The sequence below is a fragment of the Mycobacterium sp. IDUB_28 genome (assembly GCF_055419285.1).
Genome location: NZ_JBVAXK010000014.1, coordinates 1 through 20,640, shown reverse-complemented (window position 1 = coordinate 20,640; position 20,640 = coordinate 1). Strand labels below are relative to the sequence as shown.

20 protein-coding genes and 1 pseudogene are annotated in these 20,640 nt (G+C 66.3%); 11 read left to right on the top strand and 10 right to left on the bottom strand.

From position 1 onward, the window contains the following. The first annotated feature begins 84 nt into the window (after window positions 1–84). The 6 genes and pseudogenes from ACZYZ9_RS23460 (at window position 85) to ACZYZ9_RS23435 (ending at window position 3,160) form a co-directional block, all read left to right on the top strand. Window positions 85–402 (top strand): PE family protein, encoded by a 318-nt coding sequence (locus tag ACZYZ9_RS23460; RefSeq protein ID WP_133437126.1) that lies wholly within the window; start codon window positions 85–87, stop codon window positions 400–402. 23 nt (window positions 403–425) lie between these two features. Further along, window positions 426–1,742: a PPE family protein gene (locus tag ACZYZ9_RS23455; RefSeq protein ID WP_133437125.1), complete on the top strand. Its 1,317-nt coding sequence runs from the start codon at window positions 426–428 to the stop codon at window positions 1,740–1,742. Between the two features lie 53 nt (window positions 1,743–1,795). Continuing rightward, complete coding sequence (locus ACZYZ9_RS23450; RefSeq protein ID WP_240743952.1) at window positions 1,796–2,116, top strand: WXG100 family type VII secretion target; 321 nt, start codon at window positions 1,796–1,798, stop codon at window positions 2,114–2,116. Between the two features lie 58 nt (window positions 2,117–2,174). Next, on the top strand, window positions 2,175–2,462 hold the full coding sequence (locus ACZYZ9_RS23445) for a WXG100 family type VII secretion target (protein ID WP_133437124.1): 288 nt from the start codon (window positions 2,175–2,177) through the stop codon (window positions 2,460–2,462). A gap of 169 nt (window positions 2,463–2,631) precedes the next feature. Further along, a pseudogene (locus ACZYZ9_RS23440) lies at window positions 2,632–2,821 on the top strand (YegP family protein). Window positions 2,822–2,953: 132 nt separating this feature from the next. Then, window positions 2,954–3,160: a hypothetical protein gene (locus ACZYZ9_RS23435; protein WP_240751280.1), complete on the top strand. Its 207-nt coding sequence runs from the start codon at window positions 2,954–2,956 to the stop codon at window positions 3,158–3,160. An 88-nt stretch (window positions 3,161–3,248) separates the two neighbouring features. Here the strand turns inward: ACZYZ9_RS23435 and ACZYZ9_RS23430 are convergent, their stop codons facing one another. From ACZYZ9_RS23430 to ACZYZ9_RS23405, 6 genes are all read right to left on the bottom strand, one after another. Then, the gene (locus ACZYZ9_RS23430; RefSeq protein ID WP_133437214.1) at window positions 3,249–4,787 is read right to left on the bottom strand and encodes a hypothetical protein; all 1,539 of its coding nucleotides are present in this window, start codon (window positions 4,785–4,787) and stop codon (window positions 3,249–3,251) included. A 55-nt stretch (window positions 4,788–4,842) separates the two neighbouring features. After that, on the bottom strand, window positions 4,843–6,222 hold the full coding sequence (mycP, locus tag ACZYZ9_RS23425) for a type VII secretion-associated serine protease mycosin (RefSeq protein WP_133437123.1): 1,380 nt from the start codon (window positions 6,220–6,222) through the stop codon (window positions 4,843–4,845). After that, window positions 6,222–7,631, bottom strand: a complete 1,410-nt coding sequence (eccD, locus tag ACZYZ9_RS23420) for a type VII secretion integral membrane protein EccD (protein WP_133437122.1) — start codon at window positions 7,629–7,631, stop codon at window positions 6,222–6,224. The genes mycP and eccD overlap by 1 nt, the downstream gene beginning before the upstream one ends. 3 nt (window positions 7,632–7,634) lie before the next feature. Next, window positions 7,635–8,744, bottom strand: a complete 1,110-nt coding sequence (locus ACZYZ9_RS23415; RefSeq protein WP_463828654.1) for a MinD/ParA family ATP-binding protein — start codon at window positions 8,742–8,744, stop codon at window positions 7,635–7,637. Between the two features lie 441 nt (window positions 8,745–9,185). Then, the gene (locus tag ACZYZ9_RS23410; RefSeq protein ID WP_463828653.1) at window positions 9,186–9,992 is read right to left on the bottom strand and encodes an ESX secretion-associated protein EspG; all 807 of its coding nucleotides are present in this window, start codon (window positions 9,990–9,992) and stop codon (window positions 9,186–9,188) included. A 16-nt stretch (window positions 9,993–10,008) separates the two neighbouring features. Further along, complete coding sequence (locus ACZYZ9_RS23405; protein ID WP_133437120.1) at window positions 10,009–10,239, bottom strand: hypothetical protein; 231 nt, start codon at window positions 10,237–10,239, stop codon at window positions 10,009–10,011. 795 nt (window positions 10,240–11,034) lie between these two features. Here ACZYZ9_RS23405 and ACZYZ9_RS23400 point away from each other — a divergent pair. The 3 genes from ACZYZ9_RS23400 (at window position 11,035) to ACZYZ9_RS23390 (ending at window position 13,897) form a co-directional block, all read left to right on the top strand. Then, window positions 11,035–12,654, top strand: coding sequence for a ParB/RepB/Spo0J family partition protein (locus tag ACZYZ9_RS23400; RefSeq protein ID WP_133437119.1), 1,620 nt, complete (start codon window positions 11,035–11,037; stop codon window positions 12,652–12,654). Between the two features lie 129 nt (window positions 12,655–12,783). After that, window positions 12,784–13,653 carry a ParA family protein gene (locus ACZYZ9_RS23395; RefSeq protein WP_133437118.1) on the top strand — a complete coding sequence of 290 codons (870 nt, stop codon included), beginning with the start codon at window positions 12,784–12,786 and terminating at the stop codon, window positions 13,651–13,653. Next, entirely contained in the window at window positions 13,646–13,897 is a 252-nt protein-coding gene (locus tag ACZYZ9_RS23390; RefSeq protein WP_205879617.1) for a 50S ribosomal protein L7ae, read from the top strand. Before ACZYZ9_RS23395 ends, ACZYZ9_RS23390 begins: the two co-directional genes overlap by 8 nt. A gap of 16 nt (window positions 13,898–13,913) precedes the next feature. On the opposite strand, the gene ACZYZ9_RS23385 is transcribed toward ACZYZ9_RS23390, so the two are convergent. The 3 genes from ACZYZ9_RS23385 to ACZYZ9_RS23375 all read right to left on the bottom strand — a co-directional run bounded on the left by ACZYZ9_RS23385 (window position 13,914) and on the right by ACZYZ9_RS23375 (window position 16,733). Beyond that, the gene (locus tag ACZYZ9_RS23385) at window positions 13,914–14,651 is read right to left on the bottom strand and encodes a hypothetical protein (RefSeq protein WP_133437117.1); all 738 of its coding nucleotides are present in this window, start codon (window positions 14,649–14,651) and stop codon (window positions 13,914–13,916) included. After that, window positions 14,648–15,580, bottom strand: a complete 933-nt coding sequence (locus tag ACZYZ9_RS23380) for a ParA family protein (protein ID WP_133437116.1) — start codon at window positions 15,578–15,580, stop codon at window positions 14,648–14,650. Before ACZYZ9_RS23380 ends, ACZYZ9_RS23385 begins: the two co-directional genes overlap by 4 nt. Window positions 15,581–16,166: 586 nt before the next feature. Then, window positions 16,167–16,733: a hypothetical protein gene (locus ACZYZ9_RS23375; protein WP_133437115.1), complete on the bottom strand. Its 567-nt coding sequence runs from the start codon at window positions 16,731–16,733 to the stop codon at window positions 16,167–16,169. A 151-nt stretch (window positions 16,734–16,884) separates the two neighbouring features. Here ACZYZ9_RS23375 and ACZYZ9_RS23370 point away from each other — a divergent pair, with 151 nt between their 5' ends. Together ACZYZ9_RS23370 and ACZYZ9_RS23365 are read left to right on the top strand one after the other, a co-directional pair. Next, window positions 16,885–17,223 carry a hypothetical protein gene (locus tag ACZYZ9_RS23370; RefSeq protein WP_205879616.1) on the top strand — a complete coding sequence of 113 codons (339 nt, stop codon included), beginning with the start codon at window positions 16,885–16,887 and terminating at the stop codon, window positions 17,221–17,223. A 705-nt stretch (window positions 17,224–17,928) separates the two neighbouring features. Further along, complete coding sequence (locus tag ACZYZ9_RS23365) at window positions 17,929–19,275, top strand: rep protein (protein WP_133437114.1); 1,347 nt, start codon at window positions 17,929–17,931, stop codon at window positions 19,273–19,275. Between the two features lie 215 nt (window positions 19,276–19,490). On the opposite strand, the gene ACZYZ9_RS23360 is transcribed toward ACZYZ9_RS23365, so the two are convergent. Beyond that, on the bottom strand, window positions 19,491–20,213 hold the full coding sequence (locus ACZYZ9_RS23360; protein ID WP_133437113.1) for a WXG100 family type VII secretion target: 723 nt from the start codon (window positions 20,211–20,213) through the stop codon (window positions 19,491–19,493). Window positions 20,214–20,640 lie beyond the last annotated feature (427 nt).

Here is a 20,640-nt window from a genome sequence, read left to right as displayed (position 1 = left end):
CAGCGGTAGCAGGGCGGCGGGGCGCCCACGCGCAACGCGTCTCGCACATTGTCAGCAAACAAACGAATTTAGGGGGCGCATAGCATGCAACTCGATGTGACACCGGAAGCTTTGGCCGCCGCCTCAGCGCAGGTCGCAGCACTGACCGGGCGACTGATGGGCAGCAACGCCGTCCACGCCGCGGCCACCGGCGCGATCATGCCGCCGGGCTCGGACTTGCCGTCGATCAAGGTCGCGGCGAGTCTGATTGCTGAAGGGGCAACCCACCAAGCGATGGCCGGAATGGGCAACACCGAACTGGGCCTGAGCTCAGAAGGCATCGACCAGGCTGGCCTGACCTACACCATTGTCGACAGCGCGGCGGCCGCCACCTACACCGCTAGCGCCGGGATGGCCGTCTAAAGACGGACTGAGCGCAACCAGCTATGGCAGTCGACGCGATTGTTCCTCCGATCTGGGTGGCAGCACCGCCCGAGGTGCATTCGACGCTGCTTACCACCGGCGCCACGGCGGCGGGGATCGCCGCCGCCGCCACCTCCTGGACGCAGTTGGGTGCCCAGTACGTCTCGGCGCTGGCCGAGCTTGAAGGCATCATTGCGGTGATTCAGGCCAACTACCAGGGACCGGCCGCCGAACAATTCGTCGCCGCTCATCAGCCGATGCTGTTGTGGCTAGCTGATGTGGCCGCGAAATCCGCGGTCGCTGCCGTCTCCCACGCCGATATCGCCGCCGCCTACGAGGGCGCTGTCGTGGCCATGCCCAGCCTGGGCGAGCTGTTCGAGAACCATTTTGTGCACGGCGTTCTGATCGGCACGAACTTTTTCGGCGTCAACACCATCCCGATCGGTCTCAACGAGGCCGACTACGAGCGGATGTGGCAACTGGCAGCTGACGTGATGACTGGCTGGGATGCGGTCTCGACCACCGCGGCCGACTCGGTGCCCCCTACCCCGATGTCGCCGCTGACGCTGATGCCCGGCGTCGGTGAAGCAGGTCTGGCCTCGGCCAGCGCCGCATCCAGCCTCAACCTCGCCCAGGCGCAAACCGGTGGTGTCGCGATGACCGGCGCGGACATGGTGAGCAACAAACTTCTGGTCGGCAAAGCCAGCACCAGTCCCTTGTCGTTCACCGACCGCGTGCCCGCCAACCAGGGGCAAAACGCCGCCGACCCCAACAACGCCGAGAAGGGTCTGCAGCCCCAGAACATGGCCGGCAGCCTGCTCCAACAGATGGGGTCCGTCGGCCCCTCGGCCGCGCAATCGGCGACGCAAGGTCCGGGGCAGCTGCTGACCTCCGCTCCCCAACAGCTCGCCTCGGCACCCCAGCAGCTGAGCAGCATGCTGACCCAATTCGCCGGCAGCAGCGGCGGTTCCACCCCGCAAAGCACGATGCCGGTCGGCTTCGCCGGCACCGGCGCCTTGCGGGGTTTCAACCCCGCGGGCATGACCAGTCTGGCTGGGGGCGCCCTGGGAACCGGTCCGAGCAAACCACTGATGCCCTCCACCTGGGGCGCTGCGCCCACGAGCGCCGCGCAGTCGCTGAGCGAAAGCGCCCGGGGAATCAGCCCGGTCGCCGCCGGTCTGTCCGGAGGATCCGCGGCCAGCGGCAGCGGCGCAGGCGGCGGCATGATGGGCACCGGCGCGCACCGCCAGAACAGCCGTCCCCAGCGGGTGTCCCGCTACGCCGACGACACTGCCGAGGACGCCGGCAGCGACGAGGGGGCGCACACGATGACCCGATGAGCACCTCGAATAACTGACCCCCGAACAACCGCTTCACGAAAGGAAACACCACCATGGGATTGCTCGACGCCAACGTTCCACAGATGGTCACCTCACAGGCCTCATTCTCCGATCAAGCCTCTTTGTTCACCAGCACCGTCCACTCCGCTGAGCAATCGGCGCTCGCCTCCCAGGCCGCCCACCAGGGCGAGTCAGCACAGGCATTCCAGGTCGCCCATGGACGGTTCGTGGAAGTCGCCACCAAGATGAACCAGCTCCTGGCGATCGCCGGGCAGAACATCGGCGACGGCGCCAACACCTACACCATGTACGACGGCCAAGGCGCTACCGGCTACAACTCGGCCTTGGGCGCGCTGCCCAGCTACAACGTGTAGTTCGGCAACCCGGACGCACGTTTTTGACGGACCACACCACAAACGGAAGGAACCTCTGATGGCGCAAATTCTCTACAACTACCCGGCCATGATGGCTCACGCCGGAGAAATGACCGGGTACAGCGGTGCGCTGCACACCATCGGCGCAGGCATCTCCAGCGAACAGGGCGCGCTGGCGGCTGGCTGGACCGGCGACACCGGGATGTCGTACCAGAGCTGGCAGACCCAGTGGAACACCGGCCTCGAAGAGCTGATCGCGGCCTACCGGCAGATGACCGACGCGCACGAGAACAACACCATGAACATGATGGGCGCCGACGGCAACGAAGCAGCCAAATGGGTGTGAGCGCGGCAACCGTGCACTAAGCACAGCACACCCTTGTGGGGCGGGCACCGACAGGTTGCCCGCCCCACTGCCATGAAACTGCTCCGAACCGAGCTACCAGCCGTTGGCGACAGGGGTTCGTGCAAGCGGACTAGTGTTGTTCTGCCAACTACGTGAAAGTGAGACGCCGATGGCTGCACAGTTTGAGATCTTTCAAGACAAGGCCGGCCGGCGAGTTCCGCTTCCGCCTGAAGGCTGCCAACGGAGAGGTCATCGCCAGCAGTCAGGGGTACACGACGAAGGCGTCGGCTCAGAAAGGTATCGATTCGGTCAAAGCGAACGCATCAGGTGCTGCGGTCGTCGATACCACCGCCAACTAGTCGGTCGGTGGCCGACATCGACTACGGCGAGGCCCCTGGGACTTCATCGACGAACTTGGCCGGCCACTGCGTCTGCGCTTTCGACGGAACTGGGGCTCGGGCGATCGCCAAACCTTCGACGGCACAGGCCAATTGCTGGCTGTCATCGACGATCAACACCGGTCCGATAACGCCGATGCAATCACGATTAGCCGACCTGACGTGCTACTGGTCGCCGTCAACGAAGCCCTCGAAGGTTGGCAGGAATGGGCGAACCTTGCAGGCGACGACTTCCACCGTCTGATCAGCCTCAAGCAAATCCGACGCCGTATCAACGAAGCCGGGCTCGGTGTTCAGTGAGCCAGCCGTCAAACCCGAACATCGTCCGGCCCAATGCCACCTGACGGTAAGGGCATGCACTGCTTTCCCGCAGCGATGACCTGCGGGCTCATTCCGAAAGGCGGCTGCTGAGCCATTGCCGGCCGTGCGGAGTGGTGATGTAGAAAAGGTCGGGATGACGGTCATCCTGCGTGATCACAACTGTCGTGGCCGGCGCCTGCGTGGACTGCGGCTGGCGCAGTGTCACAGTGATCCCCGCGCCGGCGGGCGTATCGCAGCTGCCGTCGCTGACCACGATTGCTTCAGGGGAAACGCTGGTGGGCTGGATCGTGAACTGTTGTGGCCCAGCATGATTGGCCAATGCGGCCCAGCGGGCCGGGTCGGCGGTGTAGAGCGCGAGGGTCAGTCCTGACAGCGCGAGCCGTGCGGTGATTCCTACTTGGAACTGTGGAGTGCCGGTGACGGTGATCCGCACTGGCTCGGGGGACGCCAAACCCAGATACACCGGCTGTCGCGCGCGGTTGAACCCGATCGGTACACCGGCCGCGGTAGTCGGCCACCGTAGTGCCGTCAGGTCGTTCGCCGCCAGGGGGCCGCGGGGAAGTTGCGTGTGCGCGGCAAAGTGGGTCGCGGTGAGCGTTGGCGCAACCTGGTGGTGCAATCCGTGGAACCCGTGCAGTCCGCTCAGCGGGCACCGGGCGGGCCGTGTAGTGGTCAGTGTGCCGACCACGGCGCTGATGGTGGCCGGTTGACGGCCCTGAGACCGCATTGTGAGCGACAACCAGGTGGATTTGGTGGGCAGCGCGGGAAGGGCGTCGGCGACGTCTGCCAGCGCGGCGGGGTCCACGGCGTACACGGCGCGGTAACCGTCGGAATACTCTATGCCCGTCCAGGTGTGGCGGCGCACTGTCACTGACGCCGGCACGAACTGGGGAAGCTGGGTCTGATCAGCGACGGTGGCAAGCCACCCTCTCTCCCGCAATTCGGCGATGAGTCTGCGCGCGGTGGTGTCGGCCAACGACGCCAGCCCGGGCGTCGTGGCGCGGCCGTCCGCGTCAGCGTCGGTGTCCCCGGCTTGTGGGGTGCTCGTGGTGCTGGGCCCGTGGCGCGCCACGAGTGCGCCGACGTTGCTGTGTGCGCTCACGGTGTAGGTCAACCATGTGTCGTGGTGCTGAGTGCGGCGTCCGCCCAGCAGGGTTGCCGCGTCGCTGCGTAGCCCACTGGCCGGTGGTGTGCGGGTCACGGAGCACACCGTCAATGTGTCGGTGCGGATCCCATAGCGGTCCAGCCAGGCGGTGACGAACTCCCACGGCAGCTGGTCATCGACGTCATCGGTGGTGATCAAGGCGTGCGGCTGTGGGCGCACGTGCACCACGATCTGAGCGTGGAGCCGGGCAGTGGAACCGGCAGGCCCTGGGCTGTGGGGTGTGCGGTGCCGCCGGCGGACGGGTTCGCCGGAGCCCCGTGACCGCAGGCGCTGGTTGCGCCACACCATCGGCGTCCAGCGAGCCATCGTGGTGGAGACGTGCTGGCCGTGCCACGACCCCACAAGCGCCAGGGCGAGCGCCGCCCCCACGAGGTAGTGCCACCAGCGGGGCGTGTGCCCTACGGGAACGGCCAGCGCCCACCCCAGCACCAACAGGGTCACGAAGACGGTGAGCCGTCGCCAGCTCGCCCGGGCTGGGGAGAAGCGAGTTTGGCGGCTAGCTGTCGCGGCGGTCACGGCGCATTCCAATCACGGTCACGAAGATGATGGCCAGCGTTACGGCGAGGATTCCGACGCCGAAGGCGATGAAGCGCGGGAGTCGGTGATCCGGTGCGGGAGGTGCTGGCGGGGGGACACGCACCACCGGCATCTGCGTCGGCAGCGCCTCGCCGCTGGGAATGTCCCAGGTCAGGGCTGCGACGGGGTCGATGACCCCGGCCCCCACCACGTTCGACGGGGCGCGCGCAGCATTGTGCGCCGAGGACACCAACCGGTTCACCACCTGGCGGGCGGTCAAGGTTGGGAATTTCGAGCGCACCAACGCCGCGGCGCCAGAGACATACGCGCTGGCGAAACTGGTCCCGTTGATGGCAACCAGAGGTTCCTTGCTCGAGGGTTGGCCGTTGACCAGACCCGAGTTCGGGGCGTTGCCCAGCGAGACGATCTGTTCACCGGGTCCCGCGACACTCACCCAGGGACCGGCCATTGTGAAATTGGAGGGTTGGCCCTCGGGAGTCAGCGAAGCGACGGAAAGTACGTAGGGCTGCCAGTACGACGGGGTGGAGATGGTCGTGGCGCCCGCCCAGTTGCGCGGGTCATCGGGCCGATTGGGATCGGCCAGCGCGTTGCTGGTGCAGTTACTTTCTCCAGTGTTGCCGGCTGCGGCGACCACCACGATGTCCTTGTCGATCGCTGCGTATCGCAGCGCCGCACCGAGGGCCGCTTGCTCGACCTGCTTGTAGGTGGGGATGCAATCGGTGAGCGAGATGTTGATGACCCGCACTCCCGGGATGTCGGCGGCGTGACGCACCGCCCGTGCCAGCGTGGCGACATCTCCGGCTGTCTTGGCTTGTTGGGGATCTTGGCCCGAGGGGGTTTTGGGGGACCATTGCGCGGAACTTTGGCGGATGGAGACCAGCGCCGCTTCTGGGGCCACGCCGGAGAATCCGTCGGGGCCGGGCTGGCCGGCGATGAGGCCGGCGACCGCGGATCCGTGGCCATCGCAGTCGACCAGCCCGCCGGCGGGCGGATCGATGTAGTCGCCGCCCGCGGTGAGGTTGGGCAGCCGTGGCCCAGGGGTGACACCGGAGTCGATGACCGCGACCACCACTCCCCTGCCCCGCGAGGTTTTCCACGCTTCGGGAAGGTTCAACATGGCCTGGCTTGGTGGTACGGCGGCTGGATCGAAACCGGGCATCGCGCCGAAGAACGCGCACGTCCCGTTCTGGCGCATGTCCTGCTCCGGTGTCGGTGGCCCGTCGGGTGGCAGCGCCACGGGATCGACAATCGGAAAGGCCAGTGCCGCGGCGGGCGGCGCGGGAGTGCATACCATCAACAACGCGGCCGTCGCCGCGATGGGAGCCAGTCGCCGCATCATCACAACGCTCCTCGGTTACGGATCAGGCTGATCAATCCGATCAGCCACAACATGGCTGGTGGGATCGTGACCAGCAGGGTGTTTTCGGCCAGATCGAGCCAGCGGCGCTGCGGGATCGACAGTTCTTTGGGCCGCACCGCCGCCGCGATCAGAATGGTCGCGGTCAGCGCCGCGACGACGGCCAGAGCGTACATACTGGCGACCAGGTGTCCGGTGGCGGCGAAGGACACGCTCAGTGCGACCGCGGTCACCAGCGGCGTGGCCAAAAACCAGAAGGCGGGAACTGCGGAATCCCAGATCCGCATCCGCAGGACGGTGACAGTGGTGATGACGACCACCAGCCACCACGCCAGCAGCGACGGCGCTGCGGGTAGCCACACGACCAGCACCGAGCCCAGGACCGACAGGATGACCGAGGCGGCGACCAAACCACTCTGATAGGCGTTGCACGCCGCGGTCTTGCGTGGCAGGTCCTCGATCTCAGCGAGCGAGGAAGGTGCGGGGGTCGGCTCGCCCGGCGCCGGAACATTGGGCAACGGGAACCGCGCCCACATCGCCGAGATCGTCGGGGCGTTGCTGGCCAGCAGCAGCGAGATCGCAAGGACTCCGCAGCCGATCGTCAGAAAGGGCAGATGCCACACAATGCGCACTGCGGCTGCGAGCGCGACCGTGGTACTGATCGCCAGGGTGGCGGCGTGGACGCTGGCCCAGCGGTCGGTCAGCGCCAACAGCAGCAGTGACCACGCCAGCAGCAGCGCCGCGGACAAGAACAGCCGCGGGGCGCTGGCGTCACCGGGCAATGCGGCGGCCGCGGCCAACCCCAGCGGCACCGTGACGGCGATGCCCAATCGTGTCGAGACATCGGTGGATCCGCGGCGGTGCAGCCACACAGTGGCGGCGAGGAGGGTCACGGCCAGCACCCCGCAACCCACCGAGGACCATCCGCGATAGCCGCGCCACCATCCGTAGACAGCGAGGCCGCAGACCAGTGTGGCGAACACCAGCACCGTGACCTGAGCGGCGGTGCGCAGCATCGGGTGCTCGAACGGTTTGAACTGGCTGGCCGAGTGGATCGCCGATGCATCAGCGATGTCCTCGACGACTGGGGGCGCGGCCGGGCCCGGTGGTAGCCGGCACAGCAAGAGCTGCTCGCCGTCGTCGATCGCCAGCGTGCCCAGGGTGGCATCGAGGCTAAATGGTGTACCACCCAGTGGGGCAAGCGAATACGGGCGCATTGTGTCGCCGGCGTCGGCAACGATGTCGTCGTCGTCGCGTTTGGAGGCCAGCGTGGCTCGGATGCGCGGGATCAGTTCCCTGATTGCCAAACTGGTCGGCAATGCCAGATCCGCGGCGGTGTCTTCGCCGATGACGGCGACACGGATTTGTCCGGTTGCAGCAGCGGGATCCATCGCTTAGAAACTCCCGCCCACATCGCGGCGGTGTTGCTGTGGTTGCCGGACCGGATAGTGCTCGGCCACTGCCCCGGCCACGTTCATGAGTGCTTTGCGGGTCCGTGGTTTGAGCTCGTCGAACGCGATGTCGCCGCCTTCGGCCAGGTGCACGTCGTAGGGCACCTTCACAACGCCGGGAATGCGCTCACGAAACCGTGTCTCGGCGTCAGTGACGTCAACCAGTGGTCTGCCTTTGGCGGTGGCGTTGAGCGCGACCACGGTACGGGGTAGCAACCGGCTGAAGCCGTGGGATTGCAGCCACTCTACGGTCGCCCACGCACCATTGATGCCGAGCGGATCTTGAGATGCGACCACTACCAGGCTGTCGACGTGGGCGGCGATGGTGGCGAACAGCGGTGAGGTGATCGCCGTGCCGCAGTCCAACAGAATGATGTTGTAGTGCAGCTTCAGGATCTTCATCGCGGCCTCGAAGTCGGCGCTGTTCAGGATGTAGGACGATCGCGGATCATTCTGGGAGCCAAGCATTTCCAGCCGATCGTTGTTCTGCACGGTGAATACCTGGACATTGGGGTAGCTGCTGGCGTCTTGCAGTGCTGAGAGTGCCTCGATGTTCGCCTTGGCGCCGCCTTGCTGTTCGAAGCGCGACGACAGGGTGCCCAGGTCGGTGTCGACATCGACGGCGATGACGCGGTCGCCGCGTTCGCGGGCGATCGCGCTGCCCGCGGCGACGGTCATCGTGGTCTTGCCTACCCCGCCTTTGGCGTTGACGAAAGCCACGACATGGACACCGAGCAGGGCGCTCTTGATCCGCCTGCTCAGCTCGTCGGCCTGCTCTTGCTTGGCGCTGGGGCCCGGCGTGATCAACCCGAATGTCATCTTCGCCACGACTTTGCGCCAGCCAGTGCCGCTGGCGCGTCGCCGTGTCGTGACGACCCGCTGGTTGTCCTGAGTCAGCGGGACCGCGCCAGCGAAGCTGTCGTGACCGCGCGCAACGTGGCTGGCCGGTGGCGGCGCCGCGGTGTTGGGTTCAGGTGCCCACCCGGTGTGCGGCGCGCTGTCAGATGGGTCTGTGTCGTCGAAGAATCCCCCGAAACTGGGGAGGTTGGGCACTGGTGGGGCTGACTCAGGGGCGGCGTGCGAGGCCGGCGGGGGCGGTGTGGGGCGCTCGCCAGGCTGGCCCGGCGGCCTGAAGGCTTGCTGGTTCTGCGTGTCAACGGAGGAGGGGCGCAGAGGAGCTGGTGGGATGAACTGAGGGCGGCCGGAACCCGAGGCGTGCTGCGGGGGTGCCGGCGGCCGGGGTGCCGTCGCGGGAAGCGGCGCCGCCGCGCGAGGGTCCTGCTGCCCATCGCCCGGTCCCACGCCCTGCTGCAATGGCCACTGGATGCGGCGCTGGGGCCCTGTGTCGGCCTGACCGGGAGGACGGTACGGGTCCGGCGGGGCAGCCGGGGTCTCAATCGACCGCTGCGCTGGCAGGTTGCCGGCGGCGTTGTCATCGGCGGAGAAGTCAGATGGAGTGCTCATCGATGCGGTCCCACTTTCGAATCGGAGATGTCAGATGCTGTAGTTCTCATTGGGAAACCAAGTGCCAGAGGGTAATCGGGCGGTGAGGTCACGCACGGCCATCGCCACTGCGAACGCATCACCAGGGGCGAACACCGACCGTCCGCCCTTTCGCGGCTCACCAGCTGGCGGGCTGACCAGTATGAGCCCGATATCGGTGCTGATGACGTTGACGCTGACGTCAGTGTGGTGGTGGCCGCCGCCTGTGGATTCATGGGCGGTCAGCTCCACGATCGCGCGGTCACCACCACGAGCCAGCGTCATGATCTCGGCTGCCTGTTCGTCCACACCCAGGTCGGTGAGAGTCTCGAACACATCTGCGCCGCGGCCTATCCGGGCATCGATCGCTTTGCCGAGGTCCATCGACAGCGAGAACTCCTCGAAGCGCGCCGCCCGCTGGTCAGGGGGCAGTCCGGCAGTGACGATCGGCACGATCGCTTCGCTGTCAGTGAGCTGCAGCGGGGTGAACGTCACCATCTGCGCGTAGCGCAATACGGCCACGGCCTGTACGGGTTCAGTGCGGGCCAGGACTCCACGCAAGATCTGGTCCGGGCCAAGGATGGTGAGCCATTCCAGCCACTGACGTGGATGGCACGCGGTCCGGATAGCTTCAGCGACGGACGGGTTGAGCTGCCCCCGATGATCCAGAACGCCGGATTCGGTGAGTTCGTCCCTGCAGCGTTGATTGAAAGGGGCCCGCTCCCCCGCGTCGACGTAGGGGGTGGTGATCGCCAACATCCACGGATAGGTACCTGCCCGAAGGTGATCAGCGAGGAACCACGCCTGCTGCGCGGTCACCTCGATGGCCGGGTGCTTAGTCGCTGTCATCGGCGGCACCCTCAGTTGGTGGTTTGGCTTGCTCTAGTTCGGTAAGGACGGGCTCTAGGGCTTTTTCGACAATGAACGACATCGACGTCGACCAGCGTCGCTCCTGGTCCCGCAGCCGTTTGAGGAGCCGCCGGCTCAAGCGGATCGTGGTCGGGACTTTCTCGTCTTGCTTGAGCAGACGAGCGCTGAGCTCGTCCACCAACTTCGATTCAGTCATCGACGGTTTCCCTCCAAACCCGGATCCTTGCCGTGCGTGCTCGCAGTAGAGCACACGAAGTGGACACGGCAAATAGATTGCTTACCGCCGTAGCGCATGATGCAAGCCGGTGAGTGTAGGAGACGTACTGCCCGCCGACACACCAGCAGCACACCTCAGGGAATTGCCGAACACGATGCGATGCGCGACGCGCATCATCGCATATGCGCATACGACATACACCACGATGGCATCAGCACTCGGCGTTGCCACTGTGGATCGCGCGCACGGAGAACGGCCCGGCGCCATGTCGCAACGTACTGGCGAAAGGTTAAATATCGAACGGCGGCCAGCGGCACTGACAGGTCGCGAGACCCAGCCAGGGTCGAGCAGTTGGTGACGGCCGTGGTTGCGCCGTCGCGTCCCTGGCCGCCGGTACCATGATGGGGGTTGGTCGAGACATAGGTCTGCTCGTGGAGCGCAGCACGAGTTGCCGCACATCGGTCAACCGCGGCCCACGGACATCCGTGCGATAGCAAGCCCGCTGAACAAGACATTCGCGCATCGCTGCCCTATACCTGCGCCACCCATCTACCCTCGCTAAATACGTCACGTGACGAAAGTCAAGGAATGCCTGGTGGGACACCATAACTCCGGACTAACGGTGATGCAGCGTGCATCACCGCGACGACGACCGCCACGATCGACCCCGCCGCCGTTGCCCCCGCTAGCCGACGGCCCTGCGGCAACGCGCTGTTGTTGCTCGTGTCCCCCCGGCCTAATACTCTAATACCGGTATTGAGAAGGAGTTGCGTCATGACAGACACGTCCACCAGGACCTCCCGCCGGCCAGTCAAAGCCGCCGGCAAGCGCAAGACCGCCAATCGCTTCGCCAGACTCGCGGGCGGCGACACCGAACCCGGCCAATCCCACTCCCCCGCCGGCGACACGGCCGACGAAAACGGGCTGATCGCCGGGATGACCGCCGTCGCCGCGGACGAGGCCCACCGCGTCGTCGACCTCCCGGTCGCCGAGATCGCCGCGCACCCCTTCAACGATTCGTCGCGCTCCACCCCCCAACCCGGCGAACCGAAGTGGGAAGAACTTCTCAACGCAGTGCGCGTCAGCGGGGTCCGCCTGCCCGTGCTTGCCGTGCCACGAGATGCCTTCCTCGCGGCCAGGCCGTCCGCCGAGCAGCAGATCTCAGCCGACGCCCGCTACGTCCTCGTCTACGGGCACCGTCGGCGAGCCGCAGCCCTTGCTGCCGGCCGTGCCACCGTGCCAGCTGTCGTCGACGACTCGATCATGGCCGATGATGGCGACCTCGATGCGATGGCGGCCGAGAATCTTGGCCGCGAGGACCTCTCCGACCTCGCCGAAGCGGACCTGTTCGCCCGCTACGCGGACATCAATCTTTCCCAGCGCGCGATCGCCGAACGCCTTGGCGTCGACCAGGCCACCGTGTCACGACGGTTAGCGCTGCTGCTACTCGCACCGGAGGTTCGGGACTCGGTCGCGACCGGAAGCCTGCCCAGCGCGGAGGCCGCGGCCCTGGCCGGCAAGCTGCCGTACGGGCCGCACCGGCGATGGCAGAAAGGGCGAGATCGGGACCAGAATTCCGCGCCGCGCCGCGCCGAGCAGGTGGCGGCCCAGCAACTGATCCTGCGCCACCACTGGTCGGCCTCCCGCGCGGCCGAACGCATCATCGCCGAGCGGGACGCGCGCGCGGAGGCCGCCGCTCTCGGTATCACGCTCACCGATGATCCGCGCAGCGAGCTGGGCGAGCACTACACCGACCACCGCATAGGCCGAGACGAGCTGTCCCCGGGCACCCAGGTCGTGGGCGCGGTGAACCCCAACACCGGCCACCTAGACCTTTACGCGCGGCCGCGACCCGACCCCGCACCCGAAGCGGCCTATACAGAGCACGACGCGCCTTCCCCAGTCCCCCCGAACCGGCCGGATACCGATGATGATGTTGGCCCCGCCAGCGCCGGCACTCAGGGCAGCGATGCACACCTTGATCCAGGGGCGGACGCCGTGGCCGCCGAGATCGCGCAGCAGCAGCGAGCCGCCGCCTCGTCGCAGACGCTGCGCCGGCAGGCGTGCGCGACGCTGATCGGCCAGCAGCCCTCGAATGCCGAACTGCTCAAACTCCTGGTCCGCCAATATCTGTCCGGCGTCGCCGCACGCAGCCAGACATCCGCAGTCAAGGCTCTTCTGCGCGACTGGAACGCTACGGTTGCCGGCACCGGCGAGAAGGCTCGCTGCACACGCGCGTGGCACCACGCGATCGCCGCCGCCGAGCTGCACACCGCGTCTCTCAAAGAAGGCTTCGACGACGACGCCGTGGCTCACCTCGATGTGCTCGTTGAACGGGTTGGTTACCGGCCGACGGACTGGGAAAGCCAGCAGATATCGATGGCCCGAGGGTGATGTCACCGTGCACGTCCGGACTTCCTCACATCGCGTGATGCAGGCTGCATCACCGCTCACGCACCACCACCGTGATGCAGCCTGCATCACCGCCCAATCACCTCGCCCGCGATAGGAGACCCGCCAGCCATGCCTACCTACACCGTCGCCAACATGTCCGGAAGCGTCGGCAAGACGACTACCGTCGTCACCGCCGCCATACTCTTGGCCGCCTCCGGCCTGCGCGTGCGGGTCATCGACCTGGATCCGCAAGCCAACGCCAGTACCTGGCTGGGCTATCCGGACATCGCCGGCACCACGATCGCCGACGTCTTGCGCCTCGACGCCACAATCGACGACATCGAACGCCCCGCCCGCACCATCGACTACACCGACGACGGCGATCTCCTCCTCAGCGACGCCCCCGAGGCGCGTATCGAGAACCTCACCATCGTGCCCGCCGCCCGCTCGACACTGGACAAACTCATGGTCGAATTGCCGGCCGTGGTTGGCGGCGTCATGCGTCTGCGCGACGCGCTCGAAAATGCTGCCCCGGTTGACGTCACCTTGATCGACTCCCCCGGCTCGAACAGCGCCCTGGTCACAACTGCGCTCATCGCTTCGTCAGTTGACGAGGCAGCACCACCGGGGTCATGGGGCCTGATCACCTGCACCAAGCCCGCCGGAAAGGAATCGGAGGGCATCCAGGCCCTGCTTCGTGAACTCGCCATCGTCAAGAAGACCTTCCGCATCGACATCCCGCTGCTCGCGATCGTCCCCTGCGCGGTGCCCGCCAGCGGCGCGGTGTACCAGCAGCAGATGGAGTACTTGCAGGAGGGCTTCGGCGACAAAGTGACCCCGGCGATTCGGCGCAGCTCGATCGTCGACGAGGCCTACACCAACTATCGCCCCGTACCGCTGTATGGATACCGGGCCAAGGACATCACCGCTGATTACAAGAACGTGCTCAGCCACATGAAGCGCCTCGGTATGTTCTGCTCCGTACCCATCAATGCCTAACTCGAAAAACACTGCACGGCACGGCGAGACGACCAAGAACAGCAAGGTCAATATTCCCATCGACCTTCATCAGCAAGCGCGCGCCGCGGTCCGGCTGGTTGAACGGGTGACCGGACGCCGGTACACCTTCGCGCAGTTTGTCCGCGAGGCATTCGTCGCGCAGCTAACCGTTATCGCGCGCGACTACAACAGCGGACGCGCCATCGTTCCCGACACCGAGCCACTCGAACCGGGACGCCGGTGATCTTGGCCTCGGACCGTCAGGCCCCGAGCAGGCCGAACTCGTACCGCAGCGCCTGCTCGACCAGGGCGCTCCGGGTACCCGCGCCCCACGCCAACACCAGATTGTCTAGCCGCTGACCGTTTGCGGCCGACACTCCGGACAGGACCACCGTGCGCGGAGCGGTCACATGACGCCTTCGCCGCGGCACCGCATTCGACGATGGCCGCTCAAACAGCTGCCCCTCCCCCATCGTCGACGACGCGACCGTGGACCAGGTGGTCGCCAACCTCGGCGCGTGCGCCTCGATCGCATCCATCACGATCGTGCCCATGGGTCGGGCCAGACCCCGGCGCAGCTTTTTCTCGCCGATCTGCACGCGATACAGCTCGTCGTACACCTCGGCCGACAGCAACACCTCCGGGGGTCTGACGCGCTTCGCCGCCCCACCGGAACCGGGTGAGGCGGTCGGACGTAGACGCTGGTGATCGACCTCAAGCTCGGTGCGCACCGGGGTGTGCGGGCGCTGGTGTCCGGGCTCTGATTCGGCGACCAGCTGCAGCGGCGCCGAGTGTGGCTGCCGTTGTTCAGCCGGCGTCGACGGTCTCGGCGAGGGCGTGGCGGGCGACACTTCCCGCGCAGGCGTGGCCGGCGGCGCAATTGGTGTCTGGGTCGGGTTCGGCGCAGCACTGCTCCGCGCCGGCCACATCTCATCCATCTCGTCGTCGAGGGCCGACGGATCGAAGACGGCCTTGCGCTTTTGTCGACTGGTGCTCATCCGGCGCGCTCCGCGACCGGCGCCGCCGCCTCGTAGCGCAGCAGACGCGCCACGATCTGGCGCACCAGCTCCTGGTAATCCGAGGCCAAGCCAGACGGATCGCTGGCCCACATTGCGCGCTCGGGACTTTGCTTGTCCCGTAACTTCGACAGCCTGCTGCGCCGCGCGTCGTGCGCCAGGGCGACCAGTTCGCCGGCCGTTTTGTGCATCGAGCGCATGTCGACAGCAGCCGCAGATGCCGAGCGGATCGTGATGTCGAAGGGGGTCGTGCCGCTGCCCTCCAGCATGTCGTTGACCTGGGCAAAAACTTCCTCGTTGCGCTTAGTCGCGCGGGGGTTGACATCGAACAGCAGCACGCCCAGCAACTGAATCGAAGCCCCGTGCTTGCGGGCCCGCCAGAAGCGTCGGGCCAGCCGTTCGACGCCGCCGAGGCTGGCCTGATCGTCGCGGGTTGGAATGAGCAGATAGTTGGCGACCGACAGGTAGGTGTCCAGCAGGGGCACGTCGCCCGGGCCGGAGTCGATGAGCACGACGTCGTAGCCTTCGGCGTCGCACAGCGCGCTGAGCTGGGTCTGCAGGTTGGCTGCCATGTCGATGCCGTTGTCGACCATCAGGTGGGCGGCCGCGCCGGCAACCGCCAACTGTGGTCCCCCCGCGACGACGTCGAGATGGTCGCGGACATTGCGGACCGGGACCAACGGCGTCCCGAACTGCAGGGTCGCTGCCAGTGACTGTCCGCGGTCACCCGCTACGCCGAGATCCTCCACGGTGACGTTGGCCTGCGGGTCCCCGTCGACCACCAGCACTCTGCGTCCGCGCTTGCCTGCCGTCGCGATCATCTCGGCGACGGCCGCGACGGTCGTCGACTTGCCGACGCCGCCCTTCTGATTAGCCACGAGAATAACTCGGGTCGGTCCAGTCATTGTCACGCGTTGCAACGTAAGTGCACGCGAACTCGCAACTGCGTCGGCACACTGACGTGAAACCGAACTGTTACACAAGTGACTGTTGGGACGTGCGGTGTATCGGCGTCCCGCCCGTCCCACCGCCCACACAGCCGCGCGTGGCACCCCGCGTCGGAGTAGGCGGTGCCACTCCCGCGACACCGTCCCGCACCCCGGACGTGCCGCGTGCCGGCGCCCTGGACGTCTCGCCGACCGCGCGCACGTGCGAGCGGACACGCGGCGAAACGCGCGATCGCTCGTACGTCATTCGCCCGTACGCCAGCACGGGCAGTGGGCCGTGACGCCGTCCGACGACCGCCCGTCGATGCTGCAGGCCGTTCTCCGTCGGAAGGACTCACAAACATCCGTCACACCGACGGGTCGTCACCCCGCGACTGATCCGGTAACGGGGTGTCGGTTGCCCGTGAAAGACCCGCCGTTGATCCGTACATCGCAGGTCACGGCGCATGGCACCGCAGCGTGCCCGCACAAAACGCCACCGTGGCAGAGGGCGGAAACTAAAGGGAGGCCGCGCGCTGGCAGCGGGGGAGTCTTGTGGCCTGTCTCCGGTTCAGTCTGCGTGAAGAAACGCAGCTTCAGGCGTGCTGGGCTGCAGGAACGTCGTCAGCGCTGAGTCGTAGCCGCGGAACATCGTCTGCAAGTGTCGAAGTGTCTCCACGCGTTTCGCATCGGCCTGGGCACGAATGGCATCAGCGTCGGCCTGGGCGCGCGAAAGGGCTGCCTGCGCGGCGGCTGTCTGGGCATGATGCTCAGCTTCTGCGAGAAGCGCCTGCATCGCGGCGTCGGCCGCAGCCTTCAAGGACGTGAGCGTGTCGAGCAGCTCGGTTACCCGACGCTGATCCGGCTGCGCGGGGCGCCCAGCCTGCGGGGCGGGTAGGGGAGTGGTGGGCGTGATACCGAACTTGCGGCTGAGAAAACGCTCCGCATCCTCACGCTTTGACCTCTTGTTCGACTTGGCGCCGAGTTCCGGGAACACCTTGAAAGCGAGCGTTCCCGTATTCCACCAACTACGGACCGTGTTCGCCTTTGCCCGGCCGCCGGACAGCTCCGCTACTTGCTCGGCGGTCAGCCACCCGTCGGGGTCGACGGCGTCGAAAGCGCCATCGTGCGTCGTCATGCCCACAATTTACTACCCCACCTCACGCTTAATGGCGCATCTTGCGACACACCACTAACCGGGCGGAGACATATCACTCATCATGGCGCATTGTGCGCTACTGTATCGCTATAGCGCGCGGATGTCCGCGCACCAGCGAGAGGGAACCACCATGACAACCGGTTTGGACACCGCACAGGCCCCTGTCGCAGGCGAATCCGCCCGCAAGAGTCGGCGCGGCACCGAGACCCGCCGCCGTACCAAGCACATGACGTTGCGACTGCTGCCGCAAGAGCAAGAGGTCGCCGAGGCCGTCGCCTCGCAGTTCGACATGAAGAGCGTCCAGGCGCTGATCGTCGACGTGTGCCAGCCCCTGATGTCTCCCGGCGCACTCGACGCCTTGGCCGCCGATCGCGACGCCCTCCAGGACCTCGCGCGTGCACATGGAATCTCCGAAGCGCAGGCACTACTGCTGCGTGCGCTGACTTCATCGGCACCGGTGGCCTGCTAACAGGCATCGCTGTCATTCGACAGTGAGATGAGAGCGACGCGCGGGTGTCCGCGTGTCGCTGCGCGGACTCCCGCGCCTCCCGTGCGACGATCCCTCCAGGCACACCATTAACAGTCTGGAGGTCGCCATGCGCCCGCACGGTCCATAACGCTGCCTGCCCGAAGCGCGAATCCGCATCGCGCGCCATCCTTTTCGGCGTCGCACAACAGTCGCGACCGAAATTCGCTACCGCGAAACCTGACTCGTCATCGCCCGTGTCTTCTGACATGACTCGGGTCTATTCGACGTGCCCTGACCCATAACCCCTGAAACCACGCGCACCGGGAGGAGGTTCCCACCCCTGCACCACTCGCGCAGGCCGCAGCACCCAAACATTAAGCGTTGAGCCATTTTTCGCGGCCGGCGACATCCACAGCTGAATATCGGTCCGGATCCACCGCCTACACCAACGAAGCCCCCGGCGGCAACCGAGGGCTTCGTATCTGAAGTGTTCGAGTCGAGTTGGCCCTCGACTCGGTGGGTTCGCACCCATCCCCGAAGGGACTTGTCGCGATGGACAGGTACCACGGTAGCTTATGCGCCCAAGCAGGACCAGAAGGCGCGCTACTTCATGATCACGATCGACACGCTCATCCACCACGCACCACCCGCGCACATCGAAAACGCCTGCGCGACAGCCGTCGCCACTGGATTCTTGCCGCGGCAGTGACAACCACCAGCACGCCGATGTGGACCAGTAGGCGTGGATGGCTCGACGGGTTGGCCGTATGGACGACGGCTGATGAAGGGGTCGCGGCGTTGACCGCGGCTAACCTACGCGCTCAACTGCTCCTGCGCGTCGCCGAGGCGATGGCGGTAAGCGCAGATCACCGCACCGGCCGGCACTGTGCTGCGACCAATGCCACCGTCGCCGCCGCAGCAGGCTGCTCGCCTCGCAGCGTCACTACCGCCCGCCGAGTCCTTGCCGCCGCCGGTTGGGCGATCGAGGCGTACCGGGGCACCGGCTCGCCCAGGACACCTTCGCACCGCCGTCGCCCCTCCGTGTGGCACCTCATCAGTCGCAAACAGCCTGTGCACAACAGCGGTGTTTGCGACCTACCGCCATCACGTAGTGATAGGCGGTTATCTCTGGAAAGGACTTCCTCACCAAGGGCGCGCAAGCGCGCGCCGTACCCCCCATCAGGTACTCCTCGACACGCACCACCGCGGCGCCCGCTACGCGCGCCGCGGCCCCTCGCCATCCAACGCCTCGCCGACCAACTCACCGGCAACCGCTACGGCCGCACCCCGCTGTGCCACGGCCTGGCCCGCGGCCACATCGGCGCCATCTGCGACGCACTGATCACCACCGGCATCGACCCCGCCGTGTGGTCGGCCGCCGCGCTGACCCAGGCACTCAATGCCGACATGCGCACCACCGGCTACACCTGGCCCGACCACATCGAGCGCCCCGGCGCCTTCCTCGCCTCACGCCTGCGCGCCCTGCCCGACCGGCCCCCCGGGCCGACCCAGGGCAGCGCCACCACCCCCAACCCCGACACCGCAATCGCGGCCAACAGCCAGGTCCACCAGGTTCAGGCCAGCACCCAAAACACCACCACCACCACCACCCACACCGACACCCAACGCTGGTACCACCAGGTCACCGCCGCCACCACACCACACCAACGCCGCCGCCTCCTGCAAGCCCACAACACCACCTTCGGGCCCACCACCAACCCCACCGCCGCACTCGCCGGCGCCGGCCGCCGCGCCACCCGACTCTTCCCCCACCTACCACTAACCCAAGCCCTCACCCACTGGACCGACAACGCCCTCGCCGGACAACCCAAAACCCCAGCCCCCCACCACCATCCCGCCACCTCACTGAGCACCGAACTCCTCATCGACCAAGCCATCGGCACCAACCAATGCCTCGTCTGCGCCACACCCAACGCCCCCCAACGCCCCCAACTACCCCTGGCCTCCCCCATCTGCCACCACTGCTGGCCCCACATCGCCACCCAACTCGACAACAACACCAACCCCACCCAGGAGACCAACACCGCATGACCGACCTCCACGAAAACCCCACCCGCCAACAAAACCGAGCCACCACACCCACCGACACCCGCCAACCACCACACGACCCCAGCGAAGGAACCCGACCGACGCGGGCGTCTCGCCCAAATTGGTACGCGAAGCATGTACGGAATCGAAGCCCCGCAACGGCGGATGACCGCTCAATTCGCGCGCTTCGGATGCCGCCGCGGGGGAGCGGTCGTCAATCAGTTGGGGTCAACAGGACCTGGCGGCATCTCGAAGATCACTTCGATGTGACCGTCAGGCATTAGCACTTCGCTGACCCGCCAGCCTCTGTATTGATAGACCCATCGGGTGGTGTCCGGTCCGCAGATTGAGCGGTCAGCATCACGGCTGCCCAGCCAGCAGCTGGTTCCCCCGGGCTCTGGCCCGGGCTGCAACTCGATGGTGATCTCTCCGGTGCTCAGGTCCTTGGAGACGTAGTTGTTGTCTTTGTCGACGTAGCTGACCCTGTCGGTGTCGGGGGGACACAAACTCGCGACATCACCATCTTCGGTGCCGATCCAACAGAGCTTTTCCGCCGGCTTGCTTGGTGGAGGCTTCGGGTCAACATGGGCCGCAGGCACACCCGTGCCAGTCACCAACTCACGCAACCCCGCCGGCCACGCCACCGCCGCCAGCCGCACCGCCCCACCCTTATCCGCACGGCTATACGCCGCCGCATGCTCACTCAAACGCTGCGAATACACCCCGAAATCCGCCACCTTGGCGGTCACCGAACCCTCCCGAGACGCCAACCCCGCCGCCACACCCACCGCCGTCGGATAACCCATCGGACCATGACTTTCCGCGATCCGCTGCACCTCCACCACCGCCTGAGGCGCAATCAACGCCGCACGCGCCGCCAACGCCGCATACGCATCAGCAGAACCCAACAAATCGGCCGGAGAAACATCCACACCAGCCACCAGACGGCCCCCTTCCTCCACGCAACCACCCGGCGCGATCGGAACTGAACTGGCAAACTACGTCCACCCCAGGACACCGTCAACGGCTAGGAGACTCAAGCTCGGGGTGGGAGCGGGCGCAATGATGCGAACAATTTCTTGACCGGATTCTTGGGAGCAGGCTTCGGCCTGCAGTTCCGTGGTGGCCCCTCCCGATGATGCCGGCGGGCGCACCCCGGTTTTCAGAGTGGGCGGGCTTGTCCGTCGATGTGTTGCTGATCGACACCGGTGCGCCTGCCACCTCGGTTGTCCAAATCAGTGAATTGACACTGTGGCCCTGGGGGAGGACGGTACAGCGTGGTGTCGCATCGTACTGGCGGAGTGCGCGTATTCCGGACGTGCGCTATTCGTTGTGAAAGTTAGGACACGATTCCTCTACCGCGAACAT